Below are 19,713 nucleotides of genomic sequence, written 5' to 3' on the forward strand. Positions count from 1 at the left end.
AAACCACCATGGCCGCCCCCCTCAGCACACCTCTGGCGCAACGCTGGAACGCACTGCTCAATTTGCTGGAAAGCATTGCGCAGGAGCACCCGGACGCGCTGCTCGCCTCATCCATGGGCGTGGAAGACACGCTGCTGATTCACGCGCTGATGCAATTGCCCACGCGCCTCTCCATCTTCATGCTCGACACCGGCCGCCTGCACCAGGAGACGCTGGCCATGGTGGACACCATGGCGCAGCGCTACGGCATCGCGATCCAGGTGATGCACCCCAATCCCGAAGCGGTGCGTGAATACATCGCCACCCACGGCCTCAACGCCTTCTACGAAAGCGTGGAACTGCGCAAGCTGTGCTGCGACATCCGCAAGGTCGAGCCGCTGCGCCGCGCGCTCGCAGGCCATTCCGCGTGGATCACCGGCCAGCGGCGCGAACAGTCCGGCACCCGCGCCGAACTGCCCGAAGCGCAGTGGGACGAAGCCTTCGGCCTGCACAAATACAACCCGCTGGCCAGCTGGAGCACCGAGGAAATCTGGGCCGTGGTGCGTGCGCTGGAGATTCCCTACAACCCCTTGCACGACCAGGGCTACCCCTCGATCGGCTGCGAACCCTGCACCCGCGCCATCCGCCCCGGCGAGGACATCCGCGCCGGCCGCTGGTGGTGGGAGCAGCGCAGCAGCCTGGAATGCGGCCTGCACACCAGCGTGAACGCCAGCCACCACGAGAGCGCCGTCCATCAGGAAAACCCATGACCACTGCCACCACCTTGAACCGCACCCACCTCGACTGGCTGGAATCCGAAGCCATCCACATCCTGCGCGAAGTCGCCGCCGAGTGCGAGCGTCCGGTGCTGCTGTTCTCCGGCGGCAAGGATTCCTGCGTGCTGCTGCGCCTGGCGGAAAAGGCCTTCCGGCCCGGCAAGTTTCCCTTCCCGCTGCTGCATGTGGACACCGGCCACAATTTCCCTGAAGTCATCGCCTTTCGCGACCAACGTGCCACGGAGCTGGGCGAGCAGCTCATCGTGCGCAGCGTGGAAGATTCCATCGCCCGCGGCAGCGTGGTGCTGCGCCACGCCAACGACTCGCGCAACGCCGCGCAGGCCACCACGCTGCTTGAAGCGATAGCGGAATTCCGTTTCGACGCCTGCATCGGCGGCGCGCGCCGCGACGAGGAAAAGGCCCGCGCCAAGGAGCGCATCTGCTCCTTCCGCGACGAGTTCGGCCAGTGGGATCCGAAGAACCAGCGCCCCGAACTCTGGAACCTCTACAACACCCGCGTGCACGCTGGCGAAAACATCCGCGTATTCCCGATCTCCAACTGGACCGAGCTGGACATCTGGCAGTACATCGCACGCGAAAACCTCGCGCTGCCCTCCATCTACTACAGCCACGTGCGCCCCGTGGTGCGCAGGAAGGGCCTGCTGGCCCCCATCACGCCGCTGACCCCGCCGCGTGAGGGTGAAACCGTGGAACAGGTGCGCGTGCGCTTTCGCACCGTGGGCGATGTCTCCTGCACCTGCCCGGTCGCATCGGATGCAAGCACACCGACGGACATCATTGCCGAAACGGCCGTGACCACCATCACCGAACGCGGCGCCACGCGCATGGACGACCAGCTCAATGAAGCGTCGATGGAACGCCGTAAAAAAATGGGGTACTTCTGATGAATGCGATCAACGATCTCTGGCCCGAGGCCCGCAACAAGGGCGTGCTGCGCCTCGTGACCGCAGGCTCGGTCGATGACGGCAAATCCACGCTGATCGGCCGCCTGCTGCTGGACAGCAAGGGCGTGTTCGCCGATCAGATCGCGGCGATCTCCGGCTCGCGCTACTCGCGCGCACCGGCCGATGCGCTCGATCTGGCGCTGCTCACCGACGGCCTGGAGGCCGAGCGCGAGCAGGGCATCACCATCGACGTGGCCTACCGCTACTTCGCCACCCCGGCGCGCAAGTTCATCATCGCCGACGCGCCGGGCCACGAGCAGTACACGCGCAACATGGTCACCGGCGCCTCCACGGCCGACGCCGCCGTCATCCTGATCGACGCCGGGCGTGCGCAAGATGGCCAGCTGCTGCCCCAGACCAAGCGCCACGCCACGCTGGCCAGGTTGCTGGGCCTGCGCCACATCGTCTTCGCCATCAACAAGATGGACCAGGTGCAGTGGGATCGCGCGGTGTTCGAGCGCATCCGCGCGTCGGTGGCAGAACTTGCCCAGCGGCTGGACATTCCCGCGCCCCATTGCGTGCCGCTCTCGGCGCTGACCGGCGACAACGTGGTCGAGGCCAGCGCCCACATGCCGTGGTTTGATGACGCGCCGCTGCTGCCGCTGCTCGAAACCCTGCCGCTGGAGCGCACCCAGGGCGCACAAGCCCTGCGTTTCTTCGTGCAATGGGTCATCCGCCACGAAGGCAGCACGCAGAACGCCTTCCGCGGCTATGCCGGGCAATTGCAGGGCGGGCAGTTGCGCGTGGGTGACGAGGTGACGGTGCTGCCCAGCGGGGAAACGGCCCGAGTACAGGCGATCCACCGGGGCGATGAACGGCAGGAGGCTGCCACCGCTGGCGACAGCGTGACTCTGGTGCTCGACCGCGAGGTGGATGTCTCACGCGGCGATCTGATCGTGGCGGGCGAGGTCAAGCCGCTGGTGGCGCGCGAATTCGAGGCCGAGCTGTGCTGGCTCGACCGCCAGGCGCTCAACCCCGCGCGCTGGTACTGGCTCAAGCAGGGCACGCGCCTCACCCAGGCGCGCATCACCGCCGTGACGCACAAGCGCGACATCCGTGAACTGAGCACCGTGGACTGGAGCGGCGCACTCACGAGCAACGACATCGCCCGCGTGCAGATCCGCACGCGCGACGCGCTGGCGCTCGACGACTACCGCCACGAGCGCAGCACCGGTGCCTTCATTCTGATCGACGACGCCAGCCACCAGACGGCGGCGGCGGGGATGGTGCGGCTGGCGGGTTGAAACTGGGTTCTGCCGTTTGACCCCCTCTCCCTCTGGGAGAGGGCAGGGGTGAGGGCTTGCGGCTCGGGCACTCCATGCCCGTCTCTTGCTTCCACTGCCAGCCCCCATCCCAGCCTCGGTGCTGGCGGCGAGACGCCGCCGCTCTTCAGGCCGTCCGGTTCCGCACTGGCGGAACTGGAGCCGCGGCCTTCAGCCCCAGAGAGGGAAGGAGTTTCAGACAGACTTTTCAGACAGCAATTTTGATAGCTGCCTGCGCATACATATAGCGCCGAAACCCCACAAATACCTGCTACACCGCGCTCGCATCGCCCAGCGCGACCACCGCATCGCTCAGCCGCCGTATTTCAGCTTCAACAGCCCCGACAGATTGCCCTCGTCCAGTTGCTCCACGCCCTGCCCCACATGCTGTGGTTTCAGCGGAACCCGCTGCCGACCGACTGGGTGGCGCAGCAGGAGGTGGTGACGAGGTTTGATGCCTGAAATCAGGCCATCACGATCTGAGTGTGCACCTCGACCTTGAGCGCACGCTTGATGGCAGCAAAGACTGCCGAGATATTGCTCATGGTCGGGTTGCCTGACTGCGACAGCATCCGGTGCAGGCTCTTGGCGGGCTTGTGAATTTCCTCGGCAAGCGCCTCGAAGCCGACCGTGGCATTGACCAGGTCACGCAGGATCAGCTTGGCCGATTCCGGTTCGCCATTGACGAACAGGGTGATGGCCTCGTCCAGCAGTGCCTGTGCGAAAGCCGGATCGTTCTGCACGCGCGCGGCCACGGTCTCTTTGAAATCACGGGTCAGTGCCATCTCACTTTCCTTTTTGGGTTGATGCCTTGCGGCTCTTGTAGTCGTCCCATGGCGCCACGGCTTGGTCAATGTCCTGCTGCTGGCGTTTCTTGGTACCGCCGCCGATCAGAATGATGATCTTCAGACCGTCCTTGGCGAGATAGACGCGCAAGCCGGCCCCCAATCGATCTTGTATTCCCCGATGCCACGAAACCACTCAACGCTGGACAGGTTGCCCTGTTCCATCCGGCTGACGGCTACGCGTACCTTGGCGGCGGCAACGGCCTCCAGCGACCCGAGCCACTGCGCGAAGGGGCTGCCGCCATCGTCCAGCAGCAGTTCTTTGATCTGGTAGCTCATAGACCAAATGGTAACGTATAAGTTCCCATTGCGCCACTGTGGCAGGTTCGATGTGTGACCGGCAGGCACGGTTGACGGCGAAACGTGGCGCGTAAGTGCTTGATTTTGGCGGATTGGCGCTGCGCCTACCCGCAAGCAAAACAGAGACAAGAGACGGCTCTGGCGCAGAAATCGCCCGAAAACTGCCGATTTCGGGGGGGCGAGCGGCGAGGCGGTATCCGCAAGCCCATCGGCCGGAACCCCGCGTGGCGCGGGGATTTCAGGCAAGAAAAAGGGCCTGGAGACTATCCAGACCCTTGTGAGTGGTGGAGCTGGCGGGAATTGAACCCGCGTCCGCAAGCCTTGTTCGGGCAGATCTACATGTTTAGCGTTCTGTTTTGTGTCTTACCCGGCACATCGCGCAGGCGCACGCTATGTACCAGGCCAGCACCCTTTTTTCTTACCCCCTGCCAAGGTACCCGGCAGGAGGCCAGCTGGTGTGAATTCCCTTGCAGCCTGGAGGTATTGCTACCCCCTTGCCCAGCCCATCAGCGTGCTGTTGCAAGGCTCACCGGTTTTAGGCGGCGAGTGCGAAACGTTCGTCGTTTGCAGTTACTTTTGTGAATGGAGATTTACGAGCGTCACTCAAGCTCGACATGCACCACACCGCGTCCGAACCCACGTCGAAACCGGTACAGCCCCTCGGTGCCTATTTTAGGCCAGAGTGCGCCACTTCAAGACCCGCGCGCGGCGATTCAACCCACCCAGCGGCGCGCATTGCGCCACAGGCGCATCCAGGGGCTGAAGGCCGAGGCGTCACCGGACGTCCAGCTCATCTGGATATTGCGGAACACCCGTTCGGGGTGGGGCATCATGGCGGTGAAGCGCCCGTCGGCGGTCGTGACCGCCGTCAGGCCTTCGGGGCTGCCGTTGGGGTTGGCGGGGTAGGCATCGGTCACTTGGCCGTGGTTATCCACGAAGCGCAGCGCGCGCACCACGCCGGCCGCGTCGCCGCGCTGCGCGAAGCTCGCGTAGCCCTCGCCGTGCGAGACGACGATGGGCAGGCGGCTGCCCGCCATGCCGGCAAAGAAGATGCTGGGCGAATCGAGCACCTCCACCATCGAGAGGCGCGCCTCGAAGCGGTGGCTCTGGTTGGTGGTGAAGCGCGGCCAGGCCTGGGCGCCGGGGATGATCTCGGAGAGCTCGGCGAACATCTGGCAGCCGTTGCAAACGCCAAGCGCGAAGGTGCCGGCGCGGCCGAAGAATTGCTGGAAGGATTCGGACAGGCGCTCGTTGAAGGTGATGGAGCGCGCCCAGCCGACGCCCGCGCCCAGCGTATCGCCGTAGCTGAAGCCGCCGCAGGCGACGATGCCCTTGAAGTCCGCGAGCTGGGCACGCCCGGCCTGCAGGTCGCTCATGTGCACGTCCACCGCGTCGAATCCGGCGGCGGTGAAGGCGTAGGCCATTTCGACGTGCGAATTCACGCCCTGCTCGCGCAGCACGGCGACGCGGGGTTTGGAGAGGTTCAAATACGGCGCCGCGACATCCTCGGCGGGATCAAAGCTCAGGTGCTGGTGCAGGCCGGGGTTGGACGGATCGCCCGCGCTGGCGTGCTCGGCATCGGCGCAGGCGGGGTTGTCGCGGCCCCGGGCGATCTTCCAGCTCACGGTGTCCCAGACCTGGTGCAGGTTTTCGAGCGTGGCACCAAAGACCTTCTTCGCGTCGCGCCAGACTTGCAGCTCGCCCTTGCCCGCCTGCATCGGCGAGGATGCGGGCCGGGTCTTGCCGATGAGGTGGCTGCACTGGATCAGGCCGTGCTCGCGCAGCACCTGCATCACGGCCTCGCGCTCGGCGGTGCGGATTTGCAGTACCACGCCCAACTCTTCGTTGAACAGCGCACGCAGCGTGAGTACGTCGCGGCGGCCGCTGATCTGCTTGGTCCAGTCCTTGGCTTCGAAGCTGTCCATGCGGCCGTCCTGGATGCCGTCGCCCTCGCTCACGAGCATGTCCACGTTGAGCGCCACGCCGACCTGGCCCGCAAACGCCATTTCGGCCACGGTGGCGATCAGGCCGCCGTCGCTGCGGTCGTGGTAGGCGAGGATCAGGCCCTTGGCGCGCAGCGCGTTGATGGCGGCGACGAGGCGCTTGATATCTTCAGCATCATCCAGGTCGGGCGTGGTGGTTCCGGGGGCGCCGAGCACCTCGCCGAGCACCGAGCCGCCCATGCGCATCCTGCCGCGGCCCAGGTCGATCAGCACGAGAGAGCTGTCCTTCACCGTACGGTCAAGCTGCGCCGTGAATGTGCCGCGCACGTCGGCGAGCGTGGCAAAGGCGCTCACGATCAGGCTCACGGGCGAGACGACCTTTTTCTGCGCGCCACCATCGCTCCACTGCGTGCGCATCGAGAGGCTGTCCTTGCCCACGGGAATCGAGACGCCCAGCTGCGGGCACAGCTGCATGCCGACGGAGTGCACCGTGTCGTACAGCGCAGCATCTTCACCGGGTTCGCCGCAGGCGGCCATCCAGTTGGCGGAGAGCTTGACGCGGGGCAGTTCGATGGGCGCGGCCAGCAGGTTGGTGATGGCTTCTGCCACCGCCATGCGCCCGGAGGCCGGGGCGTCGAGCGCGGCGATCGGCGTGCGCTCGCCCATGGCCATGGCCTCGCCGGCAAAACCGCTGTAGTCCGCGAGCGTGACGGCCACGTCGGCCACCGGCAGTTGCCAGGGGCCGACCATCTGGTCGCGGTGCGTCAGGCCGCCGACGCTGCGGTCGCCGATGGTGACGAGGAAACGCTTGCTCGCCACCGTGGGGTGGGCGAGCACTTCGATGACCGCTTTTTCCAGCGGGAGGTCGTCCAGCGGCAATTCCTTACCCTGGCGTGTGATGCGCGTGACGTCCCGCTGCATCTTGGGCGGCTTGCCCAAGAGCACTTCCATCGGCATGTCCACGGGGTATTCGCCCTCTCCCCTGTCGGGAGAGGGCTGGGGTGGGGGCGTGGGCGCATCACTGGCGCGCAAGCCCCCATCCCTGCCTTCCCCCAGAGGGGAAAGGAGTAAATCCACATTGCCAACGACCAACTGGCGCTCTTCGGTCGCCGTGCCGACGACGGCGAACGGACAGCGCTCGCGCTCGCACAGCGCCTGGAATTGGGGCAGCGAATCCGGCGCGATCGCCAGCACGTAGCGCTCCTGGCTTTCGTTGCTCCAGATTTCCCTGGGCGACAGGCCCGATTCCTCCAGCGGCACGGCACGCAGATCAAAGCGCGCACCACGCCCGGCGTCGTTGACCAACTCAGGGAAGGCGTTGGAGAGCCCGCCCGCGCCCACGTCGTGGATCGCCAGGATGGGGTTGGCCTCGGCCAGCAGCGTGCACTGGTTGATGACCTCCTGCGCGCGGCGCTCGATCTCGGGGTTGCCGCGCTGCACGGAATCAAAGTCGAGATCGGCGGAGTTGGTGCCGCTGGCCATCGAGCTGGCCGCGCCGCCGCCCATGCCGATGCGCATGCCGGGGCCGCCCAGCTGCACCAGCAGGGTGCCTGCCGGGAAGGCAATTTTTTTGGTCAGGCGCGCGTCTATGCTGCCCAGCCCGCCGGCGATCATGATGGGCTTGTGGTAACCGCGCTGCACGCCATCGACCACCATCTCGTACTCACGGAAATAGCCCGCAAGGTTCGGTCGGCCGAACTCGTTGTTGAAGGCCGCGCCGCCCAGCGGCCCCTCGGTCATGATCTGCAGGGGGCTGGCGATGTGCTCGGGTCTGCCCACCTCGCTGCCCCAGAGCTTGGAGACCGTGAAGCCCGTGAGCCCCGCCTTGGGGCGCGAGCCGCGGCCGGTGGCACCCTCGTCGCGAATCTCGCCGCCGGCGCCGGTCGAAGCGCCGGGGAAGGGGGAGATGGCCGTGGGGTGGTTGTGCGTTTCCACCTTCATCAGCACATGGCGCAGCATCTCTTGTTTTTGATAGCTGCTCGCGTTTGCTGCATCTGCGTTAGATGCCGATTTGGCTGCAAATTCTTGTACCTGCCAGCCTTCCATGACGGAAGCGTTGTCGGCATAGGCGACGATGGTGTGCCGCGGCGCGCTGGCCTCGGTGTGGCGGATCATGCCGAACAGGGTTTTCTCCTGCGGCGCGCCATCGATCGTGAACTCGGCGTTGAAGATCTTGTGGCGGCAATGCTCGCTGTTGGCTTGCGCGAACATCATCAACTCCACGTCGGTGGGGTTGCGCCTGAGCTCGGTGAAGGCTTTGACGAGGTAATCGATTTCATCATCCGCCAGCGCCAGGCCCCAGGCGGTATTGGCCTGCACCAGCGCCGCCCTGCCCTTGGCGAGCACGTCCACCTGCGCCATGGGCTCGGCCTCAAGGCGGGTGAAGAGCTGTTCGGCCTCGCCGCGGGTGGCAAACACCGATTCGGTCATGCGGTCGTGCAGCAGCGCGGCGATCTGCGCGCGCTGTCCGGGCGTGAGCTCGGTCTTGCCGCCCAGCGGCCCGCCCTTGAGCACCAGCCGGTATTCGGTCACGCGCTCGATGCGCTGCACCGCCAGGCCGCAATTGCGCGCGATATCGGTGGCTTTCGATGCCCAGGGCGAAATGGTGCCCATGCGCGGGGCGACGATCAGCCGTTCGCCGCCCTCCTCGCCCTCATGGGCCTCGCCATAGGTGAGCAGGGCCGCGAGACGCTCGCGTTCAGCCGCCTGCAGTCCCTGCGCCGTCGCCACCAGATGCAGGTAGCGCGCACCCATGGCGCCGATCCTGGGATGGATGGCCCGCAGCTGGGGCAGCAGCTGGGCCGCGCGAAAGGAACCAAGGGCATTGCTGCCGGCAAACAGGGTGATATGCAGGGACACGAAAGAGCCTGACGGTCGGGCAAAGCCGGCGCCCGCGCACGCCGCTGACTGGGGCTGGCGCAGGTATCCGGCAAGGAGGGTTGGAGGAAGTGGCGATTTTAGTGACCCAGCACGAATGGATTGCGAATGGGATAATTTCGCGATGACCATAGAAATCAAGGACGCAGCGGGCATTGCCGGCATGCGCGAGGCCTGCCGCCTGGCGGCCGAGGTGCTCGACTACATCGCCCCGCACATCGTGCCCGGCCTGCCCACCATCGAAATCGACCGCCTGGGCGCGGAGTGCATGAAGCAGCAGGGCACGGTCTCCGCCACCATCGGCTACCAGCCGCCGGGCTACCCGCCTTACCCGGGCTACCTGTGCACCTCGGTGAACCACGTCGTCTGCCACGGCATCCCGAACGAAAAGCCGCTCAAGAAGGGCGACATCGTCAATGTGGATGTCACCGTGATCACCAAGGACGGCTGGTTCGGCGACACCAGCCGCACCTACCTCGTGGGCGAGTGCTCGATTGCCGCCAAACGCCTCGTCAAGCTCACTTACGAATCCATGTGGCTGGGCATCCAGCAGGTACGCCCCGGCGCGCACCTGGGCGACATCGGCCACGCGATCCAGGTGTTTGCCGAGGACCAGGGGCTTTCGGTGGTGCGCGAATTCTGCGGCCACGGCATCGGCAGGAAATTCCATGACGAGCCCCAGGTGCTGCACTACGGACGCCCCGGCACGGGTGTCGAGCTCAAGCCCGGCATGACCTTCACGATCGAGCCCATGCTCAACCTGGGCAGGCGCGACATCAAGGAGCTGGGCAAGGACGGCTGGACCATCATCACCAAGGACCACAGCCTCTCGGCGCAGTGGGAGCACACCGTTCTGGTCACCGAAACGGGTTTTGACGTGCTCACGCTCTCGCCGCAATACCCGCCGCTGCCGGATTTCGTCACCGCGACGGCGACCTGACACAGGCGTTTTTGCGCGCAGGGCCATGGACGCGCACATCGCTGCCGAACAGGCCCGCTACCAGACGCGCCGCGCCGCTTTGCTGCAGTCCCTGCTGGACCCGGCGCTGCATCCACGCGGTGTGCATCGCCTGCTGCGCGGCCTCTCCGATGCCACGGACGCCCTGCTGCGCGCCCTCTGGCAGTCGCTCCATCCTGGCCCCGGTCCGGCGCTCATCGCCATCGGCGGCTACGGGCGCAGGCAGCTGTTCCCGCATTCGGATGTCGATGTGCTGGTGCTGGTGCCAGACGGCGGCGCCACCGCCGCCATAGAAACCTTCATCGCCCGCTGCTGGGATGCGGGGCTGCCGATAGGCTCCAGCGTACGCACGCGAGCCGAGTGCCTTGCCGCCTGCGCCGAGGACATCACGCTGCAGACGGCGCTGCTCGAATCGCGCCGACTGTCCGGCAGCGCGCAGGCGTTCGAGGCTCTGCAGCAAGCCCATGCGCGCCAGCTCGATGCGCGGGCGTTCGTCCAGGCCAAGCTCCTGGAGCTGCACCAGCGCCACACCCGGTACGAACATACGCCATACGCGCTGGAGCCGGATTGCAAGGAATCGCCCGGCGGGCTGCGCGATCTGCATCTTGTCCTCTGGCTGGCGCGCGCTGCCGGCGTGGGCGCCAGCTGGAAGGCGCTGGCGCAGCACGGCCTGGCGACCGCGTATGAAGTGCGCCAGCTGGAGCGCAACGAGGCGCTGCTGTGCCTGATCCGAGCGCGCCTGCATGCGGTGGCCGGGCGGCGGGAGGACCGGCTGGCCTTTGACCTGCAAGCCAGCGTGGCCCAGGCCTTCGGCCTTGCGGATGCCACAGGCCCAGGTGGACGCCGGCAGCGCGCCAGCGAACAGCTGATGCGCCGCTATTACTGGGCAGCCAAGGCGGTCACGCAGCTCACGCAGATCCTGCGCCTGGAAATCGAGGAGCGGCTACGGCCATCGACGGCGCCGCTGATACTGATAGACGCCGAGTTTCTCGACAAGAACGGCCTGCTGGAAATTGGGCGCGACGACCTCTACCAGCGCAAGCCCCAGGCCATCGTGCGCACTTTTCTGCGCTACCAGTCCACGCCGGGCATCCAAGGGCTTTCAGTGCGCACGCTGCGCGCGCTCTACAACGCCCGCCCGCTGATGGACCAGGCCTTTCGCGAAGACGAAGCCAACCGCGCCTGCTTCATGCAGATCCTGCGTGAACCCAGCGGCGTGACGCATGCCCTGCGGCTGATGAATCAGACCTCGGTCCTCGGGCGGCTGCTGTGGCCGTTTCGGCGCATCGTCGGGCAGATGCAGCACGACCTGTTCCACGCCTATACGGTGGACCAGCACATTCTGATGGTGGTGCGCAACCTGCGGCGTTTCTTCATGGCCGAGCATGCACACGAATTCCCGCTGTGCTCGCAATTGGCCGCAGGCTGGGACAAACCCTGGATCCTCACCATCGCCGCGCTGTTTCACGACATCGGCAAGGGCCGCGGCGGCAACCATTCCGCGATCGGCGCCAGTGAGGTGCGGCGCTTTTGCCGGCAGTACGCTGCGCACGGCATTTCGGCTCAGGACGCCCGGCTGATCGAATTTCTCGTTGCCGAACACCTGTTTATGAGCCAGGTGGCACAAAAGCAGGACCTGAGCGATCCGGCGGTGATTGCCGCGTTCGCGCAACGCATGGGCGACGAGCGCCGCCTCACGGCCCTTTACCTGCTGACGGTGGCGGACATCCGCGGCACCAGCCCGCGCGTATGGACCGCGTGGAAGGGCAAGCTGCTGCTCGATCTCTACCACCAGGCGCTCGCCGTGCTGGGCGGGCGTACGCCCGACGCCGCCACCGAAGTGGAAGAGCGCAAGCGCGATGCGCGCGTGCTGCTGGCCCTGCACGCCCTGCCGCGCGGCGCGAATGAGGCGCTGTGGCGCACGCTGAATGTGGGCTACTTCATGCAGCACGACGCGGCCGATATCGCCTGGCACACCCGCCAGCTGTATGAAGTGATAGGCAGCACCAGCCCGGTGGTGCGCGCGCGGCCTTCGCTGGCGGGCGACGGCCTGCAGGTGCTGGTCTACACGCCCGACCAGGCAGAGCTTTTTCTGCGCATCTGCGGCTACTTTGACCGCACCGGGTTTTCCATCCTCGCGGCGCGCATCCACACCACGCTGAACGGCCACGCGCTCGATACCTTCCAGGTGGCTGCCCGGCACGCGGAGAGTGGCGCGCGCGAACTGATCGCGCTGATCGAAAACGGCCTGCCGCTGGCGATCGATCTGCGTACGCCACTGCCGCAGCCCAGCCACCGGCGGCTGTCGCGCCGTGCGCGCAGCTTCCCCGTAGCGCCGCGCATCGCGCTGCGGCCCGATGAGCAGCACGAGCGCTGGATTCTGGAGATTTCGGCCACCGACCGCGCCGGGCTGCTGTACCTGATCGCCGGCGTGCTGGCGCGCCACGGGCTCAGCGTGCAGCTGGCCAAGGTCGGCACGCTGGGAGAGCGTGCAGAAGATACGTTTCTGATAGCAGGCGAGGCTCTGAGCAACAGCGCGCGGCAACTGCGCATCGAGGCCGAGCTGCTCGACGCGCTGGCAGACGCCGACGATCAGTCCAGCTCGGGCGCGATGCCCTCGGCGTAGTCATAGACCGCCTCCAGAATGGCCTGGTTGCGCCCGTCAGCGTCGGCGCCCAGGGCATCCAGCTGCTCGAACAGCGCATCGAAGGTGCGGGCGCCGCCTTCGCCCTGCGTCAGCACGGCGATGCGGTGGGCCTGCCAGCGTGCCTGCTCCTCGGGTGCCAGCGTTTCAGGGAAATTGCGCGCGCGATAGCGGAACAGCAGCTCTGTCAGGCGTGCATCATCAAAGCCACCGCGCGCCTGTGCCAGATCCCGCGGAGACAGGGCCCGCAGACGCTGCAGGCGCCGGCGGTCTTCGTTGCCGAGAAAGCCGCCATACAAGTCCTGGTCCACATCGGGCGTGGGTTCCTCGGGCCGCGCGTAGACCTGCGGCCAGATGGCGCTCATGTCCGGCAGCTGGCGCGCCGCCTCGGCATGGCGCGCCGCCTGCTCCAGGTTGATGCCCCATTTCTCAGCCAGCACCGGCGTGAGCGTGGCCAGATTGCCCACCACCATGGGCGATTTGTTCAGGTGCACACCCTTCACCGGCAGCCGCGCCACCCCCTCGGGCAAATCCTGGCTGCGCGTGAACAGGCGGGTGCGCAGCTCCTGCACCGACAGCGCGGCGAGCGGCGCGGGGTCGTGCGCCAAATCCCAGGCCAGCAGCTCGTTCTTGTTCGTCGGGTGCGTCGCCAGCGGCCACATCACCGCCAGGCAGCCGCGCTCGGCCGGGAACATGCCGGAGACATGAAGGAAAGGCCTTGCGGTGTCTTGCGTCGCCGGCAGGCGCAGTTCCTGCGCAACGCGCTCCTTTTTATGAAGCGCAAGGGCAAAATCGAACAGCTTTGGGTTGTGCTGGCGGATGAGCCTGGCGAGCGCGATCGTCGCGCGCACGTCCGAGAGCGCGTCGTGCGCCGCCTCATGCGCAATGCCGTTGGCCTGCGTGAGCTTTTCCAGCCGAAAGCTCGGCTTGCCCTCCACCACCGGCCAGTGGATGCCCTCCGGGCGCAGCGCATAGGCCATGCGCACCACGTCCAGCAGATCCCAGCGCCCGCACTCGTTCTGCCACTCGCGCGCATAGGGGTCGATCAGGTTGCGCCAGAAGAGAAAGCGGGTGATTTCATCGTCGAAGCGGATGGTGTTGTAGCCCACGCCAATGGTGCCGGGCCGGGCCATCTCGGCTTCGATGCGCGCGGCAAATTCGCATTCCGGCAGGCCTCTTTCCAGGCACTGCTGCGGCGTGATGCCGGTGATGAGGCAGGCGCCGGGGTCGGGCAGGTAGTCGTCCGCCGGTCGGCAGTACAGCATGACGGGTTCGCCGATTTCGTTCAGGCCGGCATCGGTGCGGATGGCGGCGAACTGCGCCGGGCGGTCGCGGCGCGTGTCGGTACCAAAAGTTTCGTAATCGTGCCAGAGAAAAGTGTGCATGGGCGTAAAGCGCGGGCGGGATTGCAGTATGCCTGCCCAAAGGCAGGTCCAGACTTGGGCACAATCCTGCCATGCGCTCTCCCTCTGGTTCCCTCGCGCGTGCTCCCGCCCTGTTGCTCACCCTGGCGGCCCTGCTGGGCGCGGCCAGTTGCACCACCCTGGCCGCGCCCCCGGCTGCGGCGGACACCGCCAGCGAGGCCGACGGCTTCGGCGCGTGGATCGCCGGTTTTTCCAAGGAGGCGCTGCAGGCCGGCATCAGCCGTGCAACGCTGGACGCCACGCTCGCGCGCGCGCGCTGGCTGCCGCAAGTGATCGAACTCGACAGCGCCCAGCCCGAGTTCGTGCGCCCGGTCTGGCAATACCTGGATGGCGCCGTCTCGGCGCAGCGCATCCAGGCCGGCAGGCTGCAGCGCCAGCGCTACGCCGCGGCCTTTCAGGCGGCGGTGCAGCGCTACGGCGTGCCCGACAGCATCGTCACCGCCATCTGGGGCATAGAGAGCAGCTACGGCGCGCACTTCGGCAATTTCCGCACCATCGACGCGCTGGCCACGCTGGCCTATGACGGACGCCGGCGCGACTGGGCCAAGGGCGAGCTGATGGCGGCGCTCACCATCGTGGACAAGGGTTACATGCCGGCGGCGGCGCTGATCGGCTCCTGGGCCGGTGCCATGGGCAACACGCAGTTCCTGCCGTCGATTTACCTGAAGTACGCCGTCGATGCCGATGGCGACGGCAAACGCGACATCTGGAACAGCATCCCGGATGTGATCGCGTCCACCGCCAATTTCCTCGCGCAGTCGGGCTGGCGCCCGAGCGAGCCCTGGGGCACGGAAGTGCGGCTGCCCGCCGGCTTTGACTACAGCCGCACCGAGCTGACCCTGCGCCAGGACAGCGACGCCTGGGCGGCACAGGGCGTGCGCGGCATGGACGGCCAGCCGCTGCCGGTGATGCGCGACGCCTCCATCCTCACGCCCGCCGGCGCACGCGGGCCGGCGGTGATGGTGGGCAACAACTTCCGCGTGCTGCTGCTCTACAACAGCTCCACCAGCTACGCGCTGGCCGTGGCTCTGCTGGCGCAGCAGATCGACGGCGGCCCGGGCCTGCTCGCCCTCTGGCCGCGGCAGATCAAACCGCTCGCGCGCACCGAGATCGAAGCGATGCAGCTGGCGCTCAACCAGCTGGGGCTGGACGCGGGCGAGATCGACGGCGTGTTCGGCCCCGCCACCCGCGCCGGGCTGCGCCGCTACCAGCAGCGCCTGGGGCAGACCGCGGACGGCTACCCCACGCAGGAGCTGCTGCAGCGCCTGATGCAACAGACCGACAAAAACACCAGTACCAGCAAGCCATGACCGCCACGACCAGCCCACCCATCCTGAGCAGCCAGCTTCGCAGCATCCTGGCACGCTGCCGCACCATCGCCGTCGTCGGCCTGTCGCCGCAATGGCACCGCCCCAGCCACTTCGCCGCGCAGTACATGCAGGCGCATGGCTACCGCGTCGTGCCGGTCAACCCGCTGGTGGCCGACAAGGGCGGCAGCATCCTGGGCGAGACGGCGTACGCCAGCGTCACGCAAGCGGCCGAAGCGCTGTCCGCTCAGGGCCGGAAGATCGACATGGTCGATTGCTTTCGCCGCGCCGAAGACATCCCCCCGCTGGCCGACGAGGCGATTGCCATCGGCGCATCGTGCCTGTGGCTGCAGCTGGGCGTGGTCAACGAAGAAGCTGCCGCCAAGGCGCGCGCCGCAGGCCTGGATGTCGTGCAGGACCGCTGCGTGAAGATCGAGCACGCGCGGCTCTTTGGCGGCCTGGGCTGGGCCGGGGTGAATACCAAGGTCATCACGGCCAAGCGTGCGCGCCAATTGCCTTACTGATGAACAATGGCCTCGCTGCGCTCGATGACGCTCCTCGCGTCGCACGATCAAAGGCGCCCGTCATTGCGTCATGTCGGCGCCGGCCGGCAATCATTTTGTCATTTTCATAGCTACCGGCGCTTGATACACAAGCGCTACAGCCACTTTTCATAGATAATCATGACCACACCCCACGGCGATCACGTCTTTGGCTTTGGCACCCGCGCCATCCATGCCGGCGCCCAGCCCGACCCCGTCACCGGCGCGCGCGCCACACCCATCCACCAGACCACCAGCTTCGTCTTCGACGACGCCGAGCACGCCACCAACCTCTTCAACCTGGCGACCTTCGGCAACGTCTACAGCCGCATCAGCAATCCCACGGTGGCGGTGTTCGAAGAGCGCATGGCCAGCCTGGAAAACGGCCGCGCGGCCCTGGCCTGCGCCAGCGGCATGGCGGCGCAGATGACGGCGCTGTTCGCGCTGCTCAAGAGCGGCGACCACGTGGTGGCCGCCAGCACGCTGTATGGCGGCAGCGTCGGGCAGCTGGGCATAGGCTTCGAGCGCCTGGGGATAGAAACCACCTTCGTCGATCCGAAGGACCCGCTGAACTTCGAGCGCGCCATGCGCCCCGAAACCCGCGTGGTGTTTGGCGAAACCCTGGGCAACCCGCTGGTGAACGTGCTCGACATCGCCGCCGTGGCCGCCGTGGCGCACGCGCACGGCGTGCCGCTGATCGTGGACAACACCGTGGCCAGCCCTTACCTGTGCAACCCGCTCGACCTGGGCGCCGACATCGTGGTGCACAGCGCCACCAAGTACATCGGCGGGCACGGCACCACCATGGGCGGCGTGCTGATCGAGAGCGGGCGCTTTCCGTGGGACAACGGCAAATTCCCCGACATGGTCGAACCGAGCCGGGCGTATCACGGCGTGAAGTTCTACGAGACCTTCGGCGACTTCGGCTACACCATGAAGGCGCGCATGGAGGTCAACCGCACCTACGGCGGCGTGCTCTCGCCCATCAACGCCTGGCTGCTGCTGCAGGGCGCCGAGACCCTGCACCTGCGCATGCAGGCGCATTGCCGCAACGCGCTCGCCGTGGCGCGGCACCTGCAAAGCCATCCGAAGGTGGCGTGGGTAAATTACCCGGGCCTTGCCGATTCGCCCTACCACGCGCTCGCGCAAAAACAGTTCCGCAGCGTGGACGGCGCGCCCGGCGCTTCGGGGCTGCTCACCTTCGGCATCCAGGGCGGGCGCGCGGCCGGAGAAAAATTCATAGATGCCTGCGAATTTTTCAGCCACCTGGCCAACATCGGCGACGCCAAGACGCTGGTGATCCATCCTGCCTCCACCACCCACCGCCAGCTGAACGACGAAGAGCTGGCGCGCGCCGGGGTGAGCAGCGATATGGTGCGGCTGTCGGTGGGCATAGAGGATGTGCAGGACATCCTCTGGGATATCGACCAGGCGCTGGATCGGGCCTGCGCCTGATAGTTTGCAGTGACAAGCGCTCTTGCCGATGGCGCTCGTCGGGTGCCTGCCACCCGAGGCGTCAGCGCTCGCCGAAATCAACAATATTCAGATTGAGCGGAAAACGCTCCTGCTGTGGCGCGGGCTGCGGTAACGCTTGTCCCCAACGTCCCGTCAGTTCGTCACTGGCCTCGAAGCGCGCGATGTCGGCCTGCCCGGTCAGCATGAAACGGTCGAACACGAAGGGCATGCCTTGCGCCCCCAGCGCCGACGGTGAATCCATGACGTGAAAGTGCAGGTGCGGTCCGGAAGAGTTGCCGGTGTTCCCCAGCTTGCCAATCACTCTGCCGGCCTTGACCTGATCGCCACGGCGCAGGTTCACCGAGCCTTTCTGAAGGTGCGCGTAAAACGCATACCGGCCTTGGCCGATATCCAGGATCACGTGATTGCCGTCCACGGTATGGAGGGTAATCGCTGCCGGATCGGGCAATTGACCCGGAATCTGGTCATCCAGGTCGTTCAGCACGTCGACCACGGTGCCGTCCGCGACGGCGTACACCTCGGCGCCGTAGTTGATGAAACTGTTCACATCGCCGGGGTCGCCGTGGATCATCTCGCCCTGCGGGTTCAGGCGCATCCAGTCGATGGCAAAGCGCTGCGAGTCGTACAACCCGCCATTGACGCCCTGCATCGAACCGCGGTGAACGATGCCGCTGTTGCAGCAACCATTGACGGCGAGCCATCCGCTCCCACGCAGCGGTGGCTGCAGTACCGGCAACGGTGCACGGGCAATGTTGATCTGCGCCGCGGTGAACTGCGCTGGCGCTGCGACGGCGTTCGGCCCGGGGTTGGGTGCCGCCAGCAGATGCAGGCGATGCGTCACCGCGGGCGGAACGTCGCCGGGCGGGAAAGCGAGTTCAACGTAGAGCAGCCGGCTCTCGCCAAACGGGACCGTGGGCGCTTGTGCAGGCGCCGGCTGCACGGTGCGGATGCGCCCGAGCAGCGCCTCGCCTGACCACGATGCCAGTACTTTGCGGGATGCCGCGTCGAGCACTTCCAGCTGTTGCAAGGTGGCGGTTGCGCGCTTGGTATTGGTGAGCATCAGCTCGTACAACACATGCAGCTGTCCATCGGTGCCGGGCACCGCCACATGCGGCCCGCCGATCGGCGCCGCCACAACCGCCGTGAAAGTGTCTGGCGCCGGCTGCGCGGCAGCGACACGCTCCGGCGGCGCTGCTGCGCGCGCCACGCCCAGCGTGCTGTCAAAAAAAGTCAACGCCGCCTGACCGATGGTCCGGTGCATATCGGCCCTGTCAACACCCGGCGCATCGACACAGGACTCGGAATAATTGTCACGGCCATCCGAATCACATTCATTGGTGAAAATTTCGTGCCCCACGGGTCCGCGCAAAATCTGCAGTTCCGCCTGGGGAATATGCGATGCCGCGAACGCGGCGTTTTCATCGGCAGGCGTAGCTCTGTCCTGCGCGCCGACCATCAGGTAAACGGGTACCCGCGTCTGGCGCAGGCCATCGGCGTCCATGCCAAAGGCCTGAATCACGCCAGGCGCCATCGCAAAGACCGCTTTTACCCTGTCGTCGCGCAGATGCTGCGCTGGCACCGCATCCACCTGCATGCTCTCGCGAATGTGGGCAGGCACCAGGGGATTGCTTTTCCAGCCTCGCTGATAACGCATGAACGCTTCGGGATTGACCTGGGCGCCGCCCAACCAGAGCGCCGCGAACCCTCCTTGCGAATGCCCCGCAACGGCAATGCGATCAGGATCGATGCGTGGCCCCCAGTCCTTGTCCTGCAGCAGGTGCGAGATCCCCAGACTGATGTCGCGCGGACGCTGCCAGAGCCGATTGCGCACGTACAGCGCGCTTCGGTCATAGGTATTGGCACGGTAGTGGTGCACCAGGGCGACGATGTAGCCATGGGCCGCCAGGTATTGGCCCAACCACGCATAGTTGGAGCCATTGCCTCCGGCGCCATGCGACAGCACCACCAGCGGACGCCGGACGCCATCCGGCAAAGGCGATGCATCCTGGTACAGCCGCAGACCCTGGGTCATCGGGATCCTGACGGGCGCTGCCGCGTTCACCGCGGCTGGATAGATCAGCATGTAGCTCAGCGTGCGGCCGCTGGTGGCGTCGACGTATTCCACCTGCGCCATCCCGGCGTCGTAGGAGACAGCCCATGCCGCCGACCCCATGGCCCCCATGAAGATGGCCAGCGCCATGTAGAAGCAGGCTTTCAGGCCACCCCCCATGGCACACCAGCGGGCGCATTGACAGAGCGTGGAGACATACCGGCTCAGGGCAATTGGCATGGCAAGCGGTCCCTCGTGAAACAGGAGCAGACCGATTCTGGGGCCAATACAGACCGCCGACAAGCGGCATGGACCGCCCTGCGTCGGCACCCCGGCTGGGCGGAGCATCCTCGAGCACCCCGACG

14 protein-coding genes and 1 other RNA gene are annotated in these 19,713 nt (G+C 66.4%); 8 read left to right on the forward strand and 7 right to left on the reverse strand.

Going from position 1 to position 19,713, the window contains the following annotated elements; all coding sequences use genetic code 11:
• Positions 1-8 precede the first annotated feature (8 nt).
• The 3 genes from K320_RS0114085 to K320_RS0114095 are packed head-to-tail and all read left to right on the forward strand — an operon-like array spanning position 9 to position 2,964.
• Positions 9-749 carry a phosphoadenylyl-sulfate reductase gene (locus tag K320_RS0114085; RefSeq protein WP_024539474.1) on the forward strand — a complete coding sequence of 247 codons (741 nt, stop codon included), beginning with the start codon at positions 9-11 and terminating at the stop codon, positions 747-749.
• Positions 746-1,660 (forward strand): sulfate adenylyltransferase subunit CysD, encoded by a 915-nt coding sequence (cysD, locus tag K320_RS0114090; RefSeq protein WP_024539475.1) that lies wholly within the window; start codon positions 746-748, stop codon positions 1,658-1,660. Before K320_RS0114085 ends, cysD begins: the two co-directional genes overlap by 4 nt.
• Positions 1,660-2,964: a sulfate adenylyltransferase subunit 1 gene (locus tag K320_RS0114095; RefSeq protein ID WP_024539476.1), complete on the forward strand. Its 1,305-nt coding sequence runs from the start codon at positions 1,660-1,662 to the stop codon at positions 2,962-2,964. Before cysD ends, K320_RS0114095 begins: the two co-directional genes overlap by 1 nt.
• Before the next feature lie 482 nt (positions 2,965-3,446).
• Here the strand turns inward: K320_RS0114095 and K320_RS0114105 are convergent, their stop codons facing one another.
• The 5 genes from K320_RS0114105 to purL form a co-directional block, all read right to left on the reverse strand.
• Positions 3,447-3,767: a helix-turn-helix domain-containing transcriptional regulator gene (locus K320_RS0114105; RefSeq protein WP_024539477.1), complete on the reverse strand. Its 321-nt coding sequence runs from the start codon at positions 3,765-3,767 to the stop codon at positions 3,447-3,449.
• Position 3,768: 1 nt separating this feature from the next.
• The gene (locus K320_RS19555; protein WP_245593894.1) at positions 3,769-3,918 is read right to left on the reverse strand and encodes a type II toxin-antitoxin system RelE/ParE family toxin; all 150 of its coding nucleotides are present in this window, start codon (positions 3,916-3,918) and stop codon (positions 3,769-3,771) included.
• Positions 3,888-4,106, reverse strand: coding sequence for a hypothetical protein (locus K320_RS19560; protein WP_245593895.1), 219 nt, complete (start codon positions 4,104-4,106; stop codon positions 3,888-3,890). Before K320_RS19560 ends, K320_RS19555 begins: the two co-directional genes overlap by 31 nt.
• Before the next feature lie 303 nt (positions 4,107-4,409).
• Positions 4,410-4,787, reverse strand: a transfer-messenger RNA (tmRNA) gene (ssrA, locus tag K320_RS18750).
• Positions 4,788-4,840: 53 nt separating this feature from the next.
• Positions 4,841-8,929, reverse strand: a complete 4,089-nt coding sequence (purL, locus tag K320_RS0114115) for a phosphoribosylformylglycinamidine synthase (RefSeq protein WP_024539478.1) — start codon at positions 8,927-8,929, stop codon at positions 4,841-4,843.
• A gap of 142 nt (positions 8,930-9,071) precedes the next feature.
• On the opposite strand from purL, the gene map reads away from it, so the two are divergent.
• Positions 9,072-9,887 carry a type I methionyl aminopeptidase gene (gene map, locus K320_RS0114120; protein WP_024539479.1) on the forward strand — a complete coding sequence of 272 codons (816 nt, stop codon included), beginning with the start codon at positions 9,072-9,074 and terminating at the stop codon, positions 9,885-9,887.
• A 25-nt stretch (positions 9,888-9,912) separates the two neighbouring features.
• Complete coding sequence (locus tag K320_RS0114125) at positions 9,913-12,531, forward strand: [protein-PII] uridylyltransferase (RefSeq protein WP_024539480.1); 2,619 nt, start codon at positions 9,913-9,915, stop codon at positions 12,529-12,531.
• Here the strand turns inward: K320_RS0114125 and sbcB are convergent.
• Positions 12,498-13,934 carry an exodeoxyribonuclease I gene (gene sbcB, locus K320_RS0114130; RefSeq protein WP_024539481.1) on the reverse strand — a complete coding sequence of 479 codons (1,437 nt, stop codon included), beginning with the start codon at positions 13,932-13,934 and terminating at the stop codon, positions 12,498-12,500. The genes K320_RS0114125 and sbcB overlap by 34 nt on opposite strands.
• A 71-nt stretch (positions 13,935-14,005) precedes the next feature.
• On the opposite strand from sbcB, the gene K320_RS0114135 reads away from it, so the two are divergent.
• The 3 genes from K320_RS0114135 (at position 14,006) to K320_RS0114145 (ending at position 17,277) form a co-directional block, all read left to right on the forward strand.
• On the forward strand, positions 14,006-15,283 hold the full coding sequence (locus K320_RS0114135) for a lytic murein transglycosylase (RefSeq protein ID WP_051384936.1): 1,278 nt from the start codon (positions 14,006-14,008) through the stop codon (positions 15,281-15,283).
• Entirely contained in the window at positions 15,280-15,804 is a 525-nt protein-coding gene (locus tag K320_RS0114140; protein ID WP_024539483.1) for a CoA-binding protein, read from the forward strand. Before K320_RS0114135 ends, K320_RS0114140 begins: the two co-directional genes overlap by 4 nt.
• Positions 15,805-15,963: 159 nt before the next feature.
• Positions 15,964-17,277, forward strand: coding sequence for an O-acetylhomoserine aminocarboxypropyltransferase/cysteine synthase family protein (locus tag K320_RS0114145; RefSeq protein WP_029696177.1), 1,314 nt, complete (start codon positions 15,964-15,966; stop codon positions 17,275-17,277).
• Between the two features lie 61 nt (positions 17,278-17,338).
• Here the strand turns inward: K320_RS0114145 and K320_RS18430 are convergent, their stop codons facing one another.
• Positions 17,339-19,678, reverse strand: coding sequence for a peptidoglycan DD-metalloendopeptidase family protein (locus K320_RS18430; RefSeq protein ID WP_156913995.1), 2,340 nt, complete (start codon positions 19,676-19,678; stop codon positions 17,339-17,341).
• Between the last annotated feature and the right edge of the window lie 35 nt (positions 19,679-19,713).

The organism is Comamonas badia DSM 17552 (genome assembly GCF_000484635.1).
Classification (GTDB): domain Bacteria; phylum Pseudomonadota; class Gammaproteobacteria; order Burkholderiales; family Burkholderiaceae_C; genus Comamonas_C; species Comamonas_C badia.

Bases quoted from the DNA above. Each gene is read 5' to 3' on its own strand.
- K320_RS0114085 (WP_024539474.1), top strand. From the start codon at position 9: ATGGCCGCCCCCCTCAGCACACCTCTGGCGCAACGCTGGAACGCACTG.
- cysD (WP_024539475.1), top strand. From the start codon at position 746: ATGACCACTGCCACCACCTTGAACCGCACCCACCTCGACTGGCTGGAA.
- K320_RS0114095 (WP_024539476.1), top strand. From the start codon at position 1,660: ATGAATGCGATCAACGATCTCTGGCCCGAGGCCCGCAACAAGGGCGTG.
- K320_RS0114105 (WP_024539477.1), bottom strand. From the start codon at position 3,767: ATGGCACTGACCCGTGATTTCAAAGAGACCGTGGCCGCGCGCGTGCAG.
- K320_RS19560 (WP_245593895.1), bottom strand. From the start codon at position 4,106: ATGAGCTACCAGATCAAAGAACTGCTGCTGGACGATGGCGGCAGCCCC.
- map (WP_024539479.1), top strand. From the start codon at position 9,072: ATGACCATAGAAATCAAGGACGCAGCGGGCATTGCCGGCATGCGCGAG.
- K320_RS0114125 (WP_024539480.1), top strand. From the start codon at position 9,913: ATGGACGCGCACATCGCTGCCGAACAGGCCCGCTACCAGACGCGCCGC.
- sbcB (WP_024539481.1), bottom strand. From the start codon at position 13,934: ATGCACACTTTTCTCTGGCACGATTACGAAACTTTTGGTACCGACACG.
- K320_RS0114135 (WP_051384936.1), top strand. From the start codon at position 14,006: ATGCGCTCTCCCTCTGGTTCCCTCGCGCGTGCTCCCGCCCTGTTGCTC.
- K320_RS0114140 (WP_024539483.1), top strand. From the start codon at position 15,280: ATGACCGCCACGACCAGCCCACCCATCCTGAGCAGCCAGCTTCGCAGC.
- K320_RS0114145 (WP_029696177.1), top strand. From the start codon at position 15,964: ATGACCACACCCCACGGCGATCACGTCTTTGGCTTTGGCACCCGCGCC.